The sequence below is a fragment of the Magnetospirillum sp. WYHS-4 genome, from assembly GCA_039908345.1.
Taxonomy (GTDB): domain Bacteria; phylum Pseudomonadota; class Alphaproteobacteria; order Rhodospirillales; family GLO-3; genus JAMOBD01.
This window is the reverse complement of the sequence record JAMOBD010000014.1, coordinates 1-11,577: the sequence shown is the minus strand read 5'-3', so window position 1 is coordinate 11,577 and position 11,577 is coordinate 1. Positions and strand designations below refer to the sequence as shown.

The window sequence follows — 11,577 nt, the reverse complement described above, 5'->3', positions numbered from 1 at the left end:
ATCGCGGGCGTCTGTCTCGGGTCAGCTCCTTGCCGACTCGTCAGGAAGCCTTCGATATCCCGATGGGAATTGGGAGGACGAGTTTCATCGTCCGAGGACGCTCAACCTGCTTGTCGGCGGCGGTGACGATTGTATAGTGGTTGAGACACGGACTTAGTATCACTAGGCCTGCCGCCATTTTTTTTCTGAGGAGTGCGCCATGAAACTTTTTGCCACTGCGTTGCTAGTCGGTCTGACCGCCCTGACTTCCAATGTCGCCCTGGCCGATTCCGATGACATGAAGTGGATTGCCAAGTGCATAAAGGACAACGCCGACGCCAAGGTGGGATCTGAGGTGGTCATCAAGTATTGCACCTGCATGAACAACAAGATGGGCGACAACGAAACCCAATCCATCAGCACCTGGGAAAAGACCCACCCCAAGGAGATGAAGGCTTGCGAAGCGGAATCCGGTTGGAAGTAATCCCCACTGCATGATGGATCTCGAACAGGAGCCAGTCGCGCCGATTGGCTCCTGTTCTCTTCAGGCTGGCACCGACGCTCCGCGGGAAATCCCCCCAAAGCACTACCATGATAAGCAACCAACAATACTCGGCAGCACGTCCATCGCAGATACGGCGACAAGAAAACCAGCTCACAATATTAATTAGTATATATTATATGCATATTGAATATAAATATAATTAAATTACCGATATGTTGATATTAATACATAAACAATGCTGCAATTCGCGGACGCAACAACACATTACACAGTGGCAATAAGCAAAGTATACTGACGATATCCCCGCAACATCAGTATCAATACGGATATTTTTTATTTGTCAGGTTGACACCCGATGCTGCGGATGCTAATGCCCTGCGACGCCCCGCACAAGGGGATAAGGTATGCGTTTTATGCATTCATACCTGAACTTTTGTGCATCGGTCATGTAATCGGGGGAGCATGATACCGTCAATGGACATCCCCCGTAGAATGCTGCATGGCAACATCCGGTGGAGGATAGACAATGAGCAATACACACCTCGCCGATAGGATCCAGAATAATCCGAAATTCGAAGAACTCGTCCGCAAGCGGCGGGCGTTCGCCTGGACTCTTTCGGCCATCATGCTGGCTATCTATTTCGGCTTCATTTTCATGATCGCCTATGCCAAGGATTTCCTCGGCTCGCCGATTTCCGTCGGCAGCGTCGGCACCGTCGGATTCCCGATCGGGGTCGGCGTGATCCTCAGCGCCATCGCCCTGACCGGAATCTACGTCCGCCGGGCCAATACCGAATTCGACGACCTCAACCACGAGATCATCAAGGACGCCTGGAAATGAAGCGTTTTGCCCATCTCGCCGCCCTGGCGGGCGGCCTGTCGCTGATGGCCGGCGCCGCCCTTGCGGGCCCGGCGGTCGAAGCGGCCCAGAAGCAGGCGACCAACTATACCGCGATCAGCATGTTCGTGGTCTTCGTCCTTGCCACCCTGGGCATCACCTACTGGGCGGCCAAACGCACCAAGACGGCTGCCGACTTCTACGCGGCCGGCGGCGGCATCACCGGCTTCCAGAACGGCTTGGCGATCGCCGGCGACTACATGTCGGCGGCGTCGTTCCTGGGTATTTCTTCCCTGGTCTACCTCCAGGGTTACGATGGCCTGATCTACTCGGTCGGCTGGCTGGTCGGCTGGCCGATCATCCTGTTCCTGCTGGCCGAACGCCTGCGCAACCTGGGCAAGTTCACCTTCGCCGACGTGGCCAGTTACCGCCTGGGGCGCAAGCCGGTGCGCACCTTCGCGGCCACCGGGGCGTTGGTGGTCGTGATCTTCTACCTGATCGGCCAGATGGTCGGTGCGGGCCAGTTGATCAAGCTGCTGTTCGGCATGGACTACATTTATGCCGTGATGCTGGTCGGCGGCCTGATGATCATTTACGTGACATTCGGCGGCATGGTGGCGACCACCTGGGTGCAGATCATCAAGGCCTGCCTGCTTCTGGGCGGCGCCACGGTGATCGCGATCGGCGTGATGTACAACTTCGGCTTCTCCTTCGAAAGAATGTTCGTCAGGGCTGTCGAGGTCCATCCCAAGGCGATGGCCATCATGAAGCCGGGAACGCTGGTGACCAACCCCATCGAGGCCATTTCCCTGGCCCTGGCCCTGATGTTCGGCACCGCCGGCCTGCCCCACATCCTGATGCGCTTCTTCACCGTTCCCGATGCCAAGGCGGCCCGCAAGTCGGTGTTCTATGCCACCGGATTCATCGGCTACTTCTACATCCTGACCTTCATCATCGGCTTCGGCGCCATCACCATGGTGGCCACCAACCCCGAGTATCTGGACGCCGCCAAGGGCGCCCTGAACCTCCGGGGCGGCAACAACATGGCGGCCATCCACCTGTCGCATGCCATCGGCGGCGACCTGTTCCTGGGCTTCATCTCCGCGGTGGCCTTCGCCACCATCCTGGCGGTGGTGTCCGGCTTGGCCCTGGCCGGGGCGTCGGCCATCTCGCATGACCTCTACGCCAACGTCTTCGCCCACGGCAAGACGACCGAGGGCAAGGAAGTCATGGTCTCCAAGATGGCCAGCCTGGTACTGGGCGTGATCGCCGTGTTCCTCGGCATCATCTTCGAGAAGCAGAACGTCGCCTACATGGTCGGGTTGACCTTCGCCATCGCGGCGTCGACCAACTTCCCGATCCTGGCGCTGTCCCTGTTCTGGAAGGGCCTGACGACCCGCGGCGCGGTGATCGGCGGCTTCATGGGCCTGGGCGCGGCAATCCTGCTGACCGTGCTGGGACCGACGGTGTGGGTCGACGTGTTCAAGAACCCGGCCGCCATCTTCCCGTTCAAGTACCCGGCCCTGTTCTCGATGCCGGTCGCCTTCATCGCGAGTTGGCTGTTCTCCGTCACGGACAACAGCGAGCGGGCCAACCAGGAGCGCGAGGCTTTCGCGGCGCAGGTGATCCGGTCCGAGACCGGCCTGGGCGCCGAAGGGGCTGCCGCCCACTAGAGAATTTCCCCCAAAAGGGGAAGCCTGCGATGACTTGGGGCCGCCGGACAACCGGCGGCCCTCTTCTTTTCAGATCAGGCCGGCCAAAGGCGAGGACGGATCGGCGTACATCTTGCGCGGCATGCGTCCGGCCAGGTAGGCGAGGCGACCAGCCTCGATGGCCAGCTTCATGGCGCGGGCCATCTTGATGGGGTCCTTGGCCTCGGCGATCGCGGTGTTCATCAGCACACCGTCGCAACCCAGTTCCATGGCGATGGCGGCATCCGAGGCCGTGCCGACGCCGGCATCGACCAGCACCGGCACCTTGGCCTGTTCGACGATCAGGCGAATGTTGACCGGATTCTGAATCCCCAGGCCGGAGCCGATGGGGGCCGCCAAGGGCATGATGGCGACGCAGCCCAGGTCCTCCAGGCGCTTGGCCAGGATGGGATCGTCGGAGCAGTAGACCATCACCTTGAAGTCCTCCGCGATCAGAACCTCGGCGGCCTTCAGGGTCTCGACCATATTGGGGTAAAGGGTTTTCTGGTCGCCCAGCACCTCCAGCTTGACCAGGTCCCAGCCACCCGCCTCGCGGGCCAGGCGCAGGGTGCGCACCGCTTCCTCGGCGGTATAGCAGCCGGCGGTGTTGGGCAGGTAGGTGTAGGTCTTGGGATCGACGTAGTCGACCAGCATGGGCTGCTTGGGATCGGTGATGTTGACCCGGCGCACGGCCACGGTGACGATCTCGGCACCCGAGGCCTCGATAGCCTTGGCGGTTTCCTCGAAATCCTTGTACTTGCCGGTTCCCACCAGCAGCCGCGACCAATAGCGCTTCCCCGCCACCTCGAAATGATCGCCCCCTTCCCGGCCGTTGCCGCCGCCGATGAAGTGGACGATCTCCAGCCTGTCGCCGTCGCCCACGGTCAGGGTGGCGTACTGGGACTTGGGCACGATCTCCATGTTGCGTTCCACCGCGACCTTGCGGCCGTCCAGCCCGATGCGGGCCAGGAGCTGTTCCACCGTCACCGGGGCATCCAGGGACCGTTCTTCGCCGTTGATGGTCACACGCATGGGGGGCCTTCCATCCTTGATGTCGCTGGCGCCTATCATGGGGAGGCGCGCGTCCGGTTTCAACGGGGAAGGATCGGACTCCACAAGAAGCGGTCGGAAACCCTAGCGGATTCCCGACCGCGGACCGGAACCCGCGTCCGGCTCTGGGGGGGCCAGTGGGGACCGGCGCGGGCCCCGGAACTCTCCCGGCGACAAACTCCGGCCGCCGGATGATGATGAGTCCTTCTCGGTTACCCATTTAACAAGAAGATTGTGGCAAAATTAGGGCGTCATCGCTCCTACAGGAGCTTGCACGCCAGAACGGCCGCAAGGGCCCCGGCCAGATCGGCCAGCAAAGCGGCGGCGACTGCGTGGCGCACCTTGCGGACGCCCACGGCACCGAAATAGACGGCCAGCACATAGAAGGTGGTCTCGGTCGAGCCGTAGATGGTGCTCGCGAGATACCCCGTGTAGCTGTCCGGCCCGATGGCCGGGTCCTGCAACAGGCTCGCCAGATACCCATAGGCGCCTGAGCCGGTCAAGCTGCGCAACAGAGTGAGGGTCACCGCCTCGGGCGGCAGGCCGAAGGGTGTGGTCAGACGCCCCAGCGGCCCGATGACCGCATCCAGGGCTCCAGAGGCGCGGAACAGCGCCACCGCCGCCAGGATAGCCACCAGATAGGGGATGATCCGCACGGCCACCTGGAATCCGTCCTTGGCGCCCTCGACGAAGCTTTCGTAGACCTTCACCTTGCGGACGGCGCCGAAGGCCACCAAGCCGGCCACCAGCCCCGGCAGTATCCAGGGCGATACGGCCTTGTTGTTGAGAATCAGCACCGGCACCAGGGCGAGCACGCCCGTCAGCAAAAGCCAGGACACCCAGGCCGGATAGCTGCCGGGATCGAGAAGCTCCTCCGCCGACGGTGGCGGCAGGGTCTCCGCCGGGCCAGGCTGGACCGCCGCCCGCCACCGGCCCTGCATCAGCTTGGCCGCCAGGATGGCGATGCCCGTCGCCACCAGGGTGGCGAAGAGCGTCGTGCCGACCACCCCGGCCGGATCGGCCGAACCGGCGGCGGCACGCAAGGCGATCACGCTGGTCGGCACCAGGGTCACGTTGGCGGTGTTTATCGCCATGAACAGCACCATGGCGTCGCTGGCGATTCCCTTGGCCGGATTCAGGCGGTCGAGTTCCTGCATGGCGCGGATGCCGAAGGGCGTCGCGGCGTTGCCCAGCCCCAGGGTGTTGGCCGACATGTTCAGGACCATGGCGCCCATGGCGGGATGGCCGGGCGGCACCTCGGGGAACAGGCGGTTCATCAGGGGGCGCAGGGCCTTGGCCAGCACCACCAGCAGGCCGCCCGCCTCGGCCACCTTCATCAGCCCCAGGAACAGGGCCATGATGCCGACCAGCCCTATGGACAACTCCACGGCGCTACGCGCCGCCTCGACCAAGGCGGCCCCCAGCAGGTCCATGGGAGCCTTGCCGCCCGCCCCGTCCCAGGCGATTTGCCGGACGGCGGTCAACCCGAAACCGGCCAGCACGAGGATGACGAAAATGACGTTCATGGGCGCATCATAGCCGAAAAAGGAAAGGGCGGGGACCTTGCGATCCCCGCCCCGATCCGATCAGGCTATCCGGAGGCTCAGCCCCAGATGTCCTGGGCGATATTGATGTACCAGCCCCAGGCGTTCTTGGCTTCGAGACGACGGAACTCGTCGCCGGCCTTGGCCGGAGACACGCCGCCCGAACCCTTGACGCCCGCGTAGCCCTTCTCGCCCAACTCGTACACCGCGGTGACCGAAATGCCCCACTCGGGCGTCACCATGGAATAGCAGGTGTTGGTGGTCTTGGGCGTGCCCGGCTTCTCGCCGTTCAGGAAACGGGAGACCGCCGCGGCGGCGACCTTGGCCTGGGTGTTGGCGGCATTGCCGGACTTCGGCATGCCGGTCACCACGGCGGCGTCGCCGATCACATGGATACCCTTGGCCTTCTTCGATTCGAAGGTCGCGAGATCGATGTCGCACCAGCCCTTGTCGTTGGTCAGGCCGGCGGCGATGGCGATCTTGCCGGCGCTCTGCGGCGGGATGACGTTCAGGACGCCCGCCTTGTGCTCGCCGAACTCGGTGTAGGCGATGCGCTTGGCGGCGTCGACGCGGGTCACCTTACCGTCCTTGGAGGCGGGCACCCACTCGACGTAGCCCTTCATGTTCTGCTCCCAGCCTTCCATGAACAGGCCCTTCTTGGCGAAGTCCTCCTTGGCGTCGAGGATGATCACCTTGGACTTGGGCTTGTTGTTCTTCAGGTAGTAGGCCATGGTGCCGGCACGCTCGTACGGCCCCGGCGGGCAGCGGTACGGATCGGCCGGGGCGACGATGATCACCGGCTTTCCGTTTTCCAGGTCCTGGAGCTGCTTGTTGAGCAGAGCGGTCTGCGGACCGGCCTTCCAGGCGTGCGGGGCGATGTCATGCTCCGCGGCGGTATAGCCGGGCATGTCCTTCATGTCGATGCCGGGCGACATGATGAGGCGGTCGTACTCGAACACGCGGCCGCCCTTGGTGGTGACCTTGCCGCCTTCGCCCATGGAGCCCTTGCCGGGCTCGACGCCGACCACCAGGTCGATGACAACGTTGACCTTGTGCTTCTCTGCCAGGGCCTTGTAGTTCTGCTTCAGGCTGTCCAGCGAGGTGAAGCCGGCGAACTTGGCGTTGAAGAACGTCACGTTCGACAGCGGGCAGGAATAGAAGTGATCTTCCGGCGTGATCAGGGTCACGTCGATAGCGGGATCGAAGAACTTCAGGTATTTGGCGGCGGTAGCGCCACCGAAGCCGCCACCGACGACGACCACGCGCTTGGGCGCGGAAGGCTGGCAGCCGATGAGCGGAAAGGTCGACACGGCGCCCACGGCGCCGGCGGCCTTCAGGAAATTGCGACGAGTGTTGTTCATCAGTCTATACCCCCTGCTCACTTGCCGGCCTTGCCGGCGTTCGCCTTCTCGAAGTACTGGGCGATCGCTTCGACTTCCGCTTCGGTATAGCCCTTGGCGATACGGTTCATGATGGTCGAAGCCTTCTTGTCGGCCTTGAATTCGGCCATCTTCGAGACCATGCGCTTGGCGGAGAGCTGATCCAGTTCGTCGACGATGCCGACGCTCGCCCCATTGGTGCCATGGCAGTTGAAGCAGTGCGCCACGAGAATGCGGATGTCGGCGGGCGCGGCGGGAGCCGCAGGAGCGGCGGCCGGTGCCGCCTGCTGGGCCTGAGCCAATGTCCCGGACGCGGCAACCGCCGCGGCCACGGCCAACCCCATCGCTAGGTTCTTCTTCATTCGGTACCTCCCTATCAGCGGATACTCGGAAACTACGTTCCCTTCCAGACGTGTGGATAGCCGGGAGATACCACATTTGTGGTCCGTATGAAAACCTTTTCCGGCGTTGATTCAAAATAATATTTCACCCCCATATATGATATAGCTTACTTTATTAATACGTCATATATAAGTATTAAAATATTAGCTCAACAGGCCTCTTGCCCTCCGCGCGCCAAAGGCGTTATGGATCGAGGGAAATGCGGGAAAATCCCGCGCGACCAGGGAGGTCAAAATGGGAGGCCTTTCGCGCCGCGGCTTTGTCCGTTTGGCGGCGGGTGGTTTGGCGGTCGGTGTGGCGGGAGCCGGAGCGGGCGCCTTGGCGCAGCCCGGCATGTACCCCACCTCGCAACTCAAGCCGGCCCGCTATTTCGAGAAGGTGGGACTGGTCGACGCGACGGGGGCGCCCCTGCGGGCCTCGGCCCTGGGAACCGGACAGGACCATATCTTCCATTACCCCTTCAACGGCACCCCCTGCCTGATCGTCGACCTCGGGGAACCGACCGGAGAACCGGTTCTTCTATCGACGCAAGGGGGCGAGCGCTACCGGTCGGTACCCGGCCTCGGCCCCACCCAGTCCATCGTCGCCTACGTCGCCATCTGCACCCATTTGATGACACACCCGACCCGGATGATGAGTCTGCTCAATTACAGCCACGAAGCCAAGGACGGCGGGCGCCGGGGCCGTGCGATTTCCTGCTGCGCCCATGCCAGCGTCTTCGACGCCGCCAAGGGCGCCCGCGTGACCGGAGGCGAGGCCCGACAGCCCCTGCTTTCGGTGATCCTGGAACACGATGCCGCGTCCGATGGCCTGTTCGCCACCGGCGTGCTGGGGGACGAAATGCTGATGCAGCACTTCTTCTCGGTCTTCCATCGCGACCTGAACTGGCAGTACGGCCCGCGTGTCGCCGAATATCCGGTGCACGGCACGGCGACGGCCGTCCCCGCCGTCACCTATTCCCGGCGCCGCATGGCCTGCTGATCAACGCCCCAGGAATGCGGCCAGACCCAAGGCGTGGCCAGCCAGATAGAGCACCCGGCAGGGTTCGCCGTATCGGGGTTGGCCAACCCGCTCGCGCCGCACGATGTCGTCCAGCAGTTCCAGGATGCGGTCGGTCTCCTGCAACTCCACCGTCACGGCATTTTCGAGAGCATCGAGATGAACCGCCGCCCGGCACCCGGCCTCCCCCTTGCACCGGCAGGCCGCGACCTCATGGAGGATTTCCCGGAGCAAGGAGACCAATTCCTCGCGATGGCGTTTCATCTCGCTGCAATTCCCGCCGTCACGGCTTCACGGAAGCCAGGCGACCGCGGGTCTTCTCGATCAGATCGGCCAGCGACTTGGCCCCCAGCTTGTTCATGATGTTGGCGCGATGGAATTCGACGGTGCGCTGGCTGATCCCCAGTTCGGCGGCGATCATCTTGTTGGTCCGTCCCTTGACCAGCAGCAGATGCACCTGCCGTTCGCGCGGCGACAGGTTCGCCAGCACCGCCATCTGTTCCATGAGGCAATCGGATATTCGGTCGCCGAACCGGGAAAGGATGGGACAGCCCCCACCGACCCGCCGGGCGCAGTCTTCTCCCAGGGACACGACATCCCCGAAGGAGCGGGCCCCATTCTCCCTTACCATCCGCACATCTCCCCTATCATGTGTCGGGGCCGCTTCGGGGGCAGAAAGCCCATCGGTCGGGGCTTCCGGCGGCGCGTTGACCCGGCGAGCGGCACTCTAGAGGGACGCGTCGGTACGAATAAACTGTGGATGAACACGAGGCATACCCGGTTCGGCTGTTGCGATGCCTCGCTGGCTTCCCTTGACAAAAGGCGGCGTTCGGTGTGCTGTTCGGCCCCTCTTTCGCGAACGCAACGGCAAGCACTCCGGGGGCCCGTCCCATGCATCCCTATCGCAGCCATACCTGTGGCCAATTGAGGCCTACCGACGTCGGCGCCAAGGTCCGCCTGTCCGGCTGGATCCATCGCAAACGCGACCACGGCAACCTTCTGTTCGTGGATTTGCGCGATCATTACGGCCTCACCCAATGTGTCATCGACACGTCCAGCCCCCTGTTTCCAGTCTTGGAGAAAGCGCGTCCGGAGTCTGTAATTACGGTTACAGGCAAGGTCGTTCAGCGTAGCGCCGATACGGCGAACGCCAATCTGGCGACCGGCGGCGTCGAACTGTGGGTGGAAGAAGCCCTGGTGGAATCGGCGGCCGACATGCTGCCCATCCAGGTCGCCGGAGAGGCCGAATATCCCGAGGAGCAGCGCCTGCGATACCGGTTCCTCGACCTCCGGCGCGACAAGATGCACGCCAACATCGTCCAGCGCTCGGCGGTGATCTCCAGCATTCGCCGCCGCATGGTCGACCAGGGATTCATGGAATTCCAAACCCCCATCCTGACGGCCACCTCGCCGGAAGGCGCGCGGGACTACCTGGTGCCCAGCCGTAACCATCCGGGCATGTTCTACGCCCTGCCCCAGGCGCCGCAGCAGTTCAAGCAGCTGCTGATGATCTCGGGCTTCGACCGCTATTTCCAGATCGCGCCCTGCTTCCGCGACGAGGATGCGCGCGCCGACCGCTCGCCGGGCGAATTCTACCAGTTGGACTTCGAAATGGCCTTCGTCACCCAGGACGACGTCTTCGCCGCCATCGAACCGGTGCTGCACGACGTGTTCGTCGAATTCGGCAAGGGCCGCGCCGTGACGCCCCATCCTTTCCCGCGCATCCCCTACGACGAGGCGGTGCTCAAGTACGGCTCCGACAAGCCGGACCTGCGCAATCCCCTGGTCATGTGCGATGTCACCGAACCCTTCCGCAGCGGCGGTTTCGGCCTGTTCGCCAAGCTGGTCGACAAGGGCGCCGTGGTGCGCGCCATCCCGGCGCCGGGCGGCGCGGCCAAGCCGCGCAGCTTCTTCGACAAGCTGAACGACTGGGCCCGCGAGGCGGGCGGCGGCGGGCTGGGCTACATCGTGTTCGAGAACGGGGAGGCCAAGGGCCCCATCGCCAAGAACCTGGAACCCGACCGGGTGGCCGCCATCAAGGCCGCCGCGGGACTGAAGGATGGCGACGCCGTCTTCTTCGCCGCCGGCCAGAAGGCCGACGCCGCCAAGTTCGGCGGCCAAGCGCGCGAGCGCATCTGCGACGAACTGGGTCTGCGCGAGCGGAACGCCTTCCGCTTCCTCTGGGTGGTCGACTTCCCCTTCTACGAATTGAACCCGGATACCGGCCAGGTGGAATTCAGCCACAATCCCTTCTCCATGCCCCAGGGCGGCATGCAGGCGCTGGAGACCATGGACCCGCTGGCGATCAAGGCCTTCCAGTACGACATCGTCTGCAACGGCGTGGAACTCTCCTCGGGCGCCATCCGCAACCACAGTCCGGAGATCATGCTGAAGGCCTTCGCCATCGCCGGCTACGGGCCGGAAGTGGTGGAAGCCAAGTTCGGCGGCCTGCTTTCGGCCTTCCGCTTCGGGGCCCCGCCCCACGGTGGCTGCGCGCCGGGCATCGACCGCATCGTCATGCTGCTGGCGGACGAGCCCAACATCCGCGAGATCATCGCCTTCCCCATGAACCAGCAGGCCCAGGATCTGCTCATGCACGCCCCGGCCAACGTGGAACCGGAGCGCCTGCGCGAACTGCATATCCGAATCGTCGAGCCGAAAACCAAGGAGAAGCGTTCCGAAGGCGCCCCGCCCGCCCCGGCGGCCCCCGCCTGAGGGGCCGCCAAGGGACCGGAATAGTTCGCTCTTCTTGGTTAATTTCAGTTAACCATATGATATAAAACGATTTTTCTTGCCAGACCCGGTGCCTGGGCGCAGGATTCGCCCATCGTTCCGGAGGGTGCCATGGCAAGGATTCTCGGCAAGCGTTTCGTTTGGACGGCTCTGGCACTGCCCGTTGCCCTGGGCGGTTGCGGCGCGCCGGTGGCCTTCCAGGTGGCCTCCCTGGCCGCCGACGGCATCAGCTACCTTGCGACCGGCAAGTCCATCTTCGACCACGGCTTGTCGGCTGCCGCCGAAAAGGATTGCGCCATGTTGCGCGCGGTGACCGAAGGTGAGGTCTGCCGCGACGAGGCCCCGGATCTGGCCGCGGCCGCGCCCGCCCCGGTCCCCGAGGGCGAGGAAGCCCCCGCCCCCGCCGCCCAGCCGGTCTTCTCCGCGTCCACAGTCGCCTTCGCGGCCATCTCCGCGC

12 protein-coding genes and 1 pseudogene are annotated in these 11,577 nt (G+C 63.7%); 6 read left to right on the top strand and 7 right to left on the bottom strand.

Annotated elements, in window-relative coordinates; translation table 11 throughout:
• Window positions 1-199: 199 nt before the first annotated feature.
• The 3 genes from H7841_06255 (at window position 200) to H7841_06245 (ending at window position 2,995) form a co-directional block, all read left to right on the top strand.
• On the top strand, window positions 200-463 hold the full coding sequence (locus H7841_06255; protein MEO5336479.1) for a hypothetical protein: 264 nt from the start codon (window positions 200-202) through the stop codon (window positions 461-463).
• Between the two features lie 547 nt (window positions 464-1,010).
• A complete protein-coding gene (locus H7841_06250) occupies window positions 1,011-1,325 on the top strand; it encodes a DUF485 domain-containing protein (protein ID MEO5336478.1) in 315 nt (104 codons plus the stop codon).
• Entirely contained in the window at window positions 1,322-2,995 is a 1,674-nt protein-coding gene (locus tag H7841_06245; protein MEO5336477.1) for a cation acetate symporter, read from the top strand. Before H7841_06250 ends, H7841_06245 begins: the two co-directional genes overlap by 4 nt.
• A 69-nt stretch (window positions 2,996-3,064) precedes the next feature.
• On the opposite strand, the gene H7841_06240 is transcribed toward H7841_06245, so the two are convergent.
• The 5 genes and pseudogenes from H7841_06240 to H7841_06220 form a co-directional block, all read right to left on the bottom strand.
• Window positions 3,065-3,817 carry a bifunctional sulfur carrier protein/thiazole synthase protein gene (locus H7841_06240; GenBank protein ID MEO5336476.1) on the bottom strand — a complete coding sequence of 251 codons (753 nt, stop codon included), beginning with the start codon at window positions 3,815-3,817 and terminating at the stop codon, window positions 3,065-3,067.
• Window positions 3,818-3,907: 90 nt separating this feature from the next.
• Window positions 3,908-4,045: pseudogene (thiS, locus tag H7841_06235) on the bottom strand (sulfur carrier protein ThiS).
• A 278-nt stretch (window positions 4,046-4,323) separates the two neighbouring features.
• Window positions 4,324-5,589, bottom strand: coding sequence for a spore maturation protein (locus tag H7841_06230; protein MEO5336475.1), 1,266 nt, complete (start codon window positions 5,587-5,589; stop codon window positions 4,324-4,326).
• Window positions 5,590-5,666: 77 nt separating this feature from the next.
• Window positions 5,667-6,968 (bottom strand): FCSD flavin-binding domain-containing protein, encoded by a 1,302-nt coding sequence (locus H7841_06225; protein MEO5336474.1) that lies wholly within the window; start codon window positions 6,966-6,968, stop codon window positions 5,667-5,669.
• A gap of 17 nt (window positions 6,969-6,985) precedes the next feature.
• On the bottom strand, window positions 6,986-7,348 hold the full coding sequence (locus H7841_06220) for a hypothetical protein (GenBank protein ID MEO5336473.1): 363 nt from the start codon (window positions 7,346-7,348) through the stop codon (window positions 6,986-6,988).
• A gap of 274 nt (window positions 7,349-7,622) precedes the next feature.
• Here H7841_06220 and H7841_06215 point away from each other — a divergent pair, with 274 nt between their 5' ends.
• On the top strand, window positions 7,623-8,369 hold the full coding sequence (locus tag H7841_06215) for a Rieske 2Fe-2S domain-containing protein (GenBank protein MEO5336472.1): 747 nt from the start codon (window positions 7,623-7,625) through the stop codon (window positions 8,367-8,369).
• Here the strand turns inward: H7841_06215 and H7841_06210 are convergent, their stop codons facing one another.
• Both H7841_06210 and H7841_06205 read right to left on the bottom strand, forming a co-directional pair.
• On the bottom strand, window positions 8,370-8,651 hold the full coding sequence (locus H7841_06210) for a hypothetical protein (protein ID MEO5336471.1): 282 nt from the start codon (window positions 8,649-8,651) through the stop codon (window positions 8,370-8,372). It lies immediately after the preceding gene.
• Window positions 8,652-8,670: 19 nt separating this feature from the next.
• A complete protein-coding gene (locus H7841_06205; protein MEO5336470.1) occupies window positions 8,671-9,018 on the bottom strand; it encodes a LuxR C-terminal-related transcriptional regulator in 348 nt (115 codons plus the stop codon).
• 260 nt (window positions 9,019-9,278) lie between these two features.
• On the opposite strand from H7841_06205, the gene aspS reads away from it, so the two are divergent.
• Window positions 9,279-11,102 carry an aspartate--tRNA ligase gene (gene aspS, locus H7841_06200; protein ID MEO5336469.1) on the top strand — a complete coding sequence of 608 codons (1,824 nt, stop codon included), beginning with the start codon at window positions 9,279-9,281 and terminating at the stop codon, window positions 11,100-11,102.
• Window positions 11,103-11,231: 129 nt separating this feature from the next.
• Window positions 11,232-11,577, top strand: a 346-nt coding sequence (locus tag H7841_06195; GenBank protein ID MEO5336468.1) for a hypothetical protein, incomplete at its 3' end; no start/stop codon positions are given.

Excerpts from the sequence above, each read along its gene's own strand:
- H7841_06245 (MEO5336477.1), top strand. The coding sequence starts at position 1,322 with ATGAAGCGTTTTGCCCATCTCGCCGCCCTGGCGGGCGGCCTGTCGCTG.
- H7841_06250 (MEO5336478.1), top strand. The coding sequence starts at position 1,011 with ATGAGCAATACACACCTCGCCGATAGGATCCAGAATAATCCGAAATTC.
- H7841_06225 (MEO5336474.1), bottom strand. The coding sequence starts at position 6,968 with ATGAACAACACTCGTCGCAATTTCCTGAAGGCCGCCGGCGCCGTGGGC.
- H7841_06220 (MEO5336473.1), bottom strand. The coding sequence starts at position 7,348 with ATGAAGAAGAACCTAGCGATGGGGTTGGCCGTGGCCGCGGCGGTTGCC.
- H7841_06230 (MEO5336475.1), bottom strand. The coding sequence starts at position 5,589 with ATGAACGTCATTTTCGTCATCCTCGTGCTGGCCGGTTTCGGGTTGACC.
- H7841_06205 (MEO5336470.1), bottom strand. The coding sequence starts at position 9,018 with ATGGTAAGGGAGAATGGGGCCCGCTCCTTCGGGGATGTCGTGTCCCTG.
- H7841_06255 (MEO5336479.1), top strand. The coding sequence starts at position 200 with ATGAAACTTTTTGCCACTGCGTTGCTAGTCGGTCTGACCGCCCTGACT.
- H7841_06210 (MEO5336471.1), bottom strand. The coding sequence starts at position 8,651 with ATGAAACGCCATCGCGAGGAATTGGTCTCCTTGCTCCGGGAAATCCTC.
- H7841_06215 (MEO5336472.1), top strand. The coding sequence starts at position 7,623 with ATGGGAGGCCTTTCGCGCCGCGGCTTTGTCCGTTTGGCGGCGGGTGGT.
- aspS (MEO5336469.1), top strand. The coding sequence starts at position 9,279 with ATGCATCCCTATCGCAGCCATACCTGTGGCCAATTGAGGCCTACCGAC.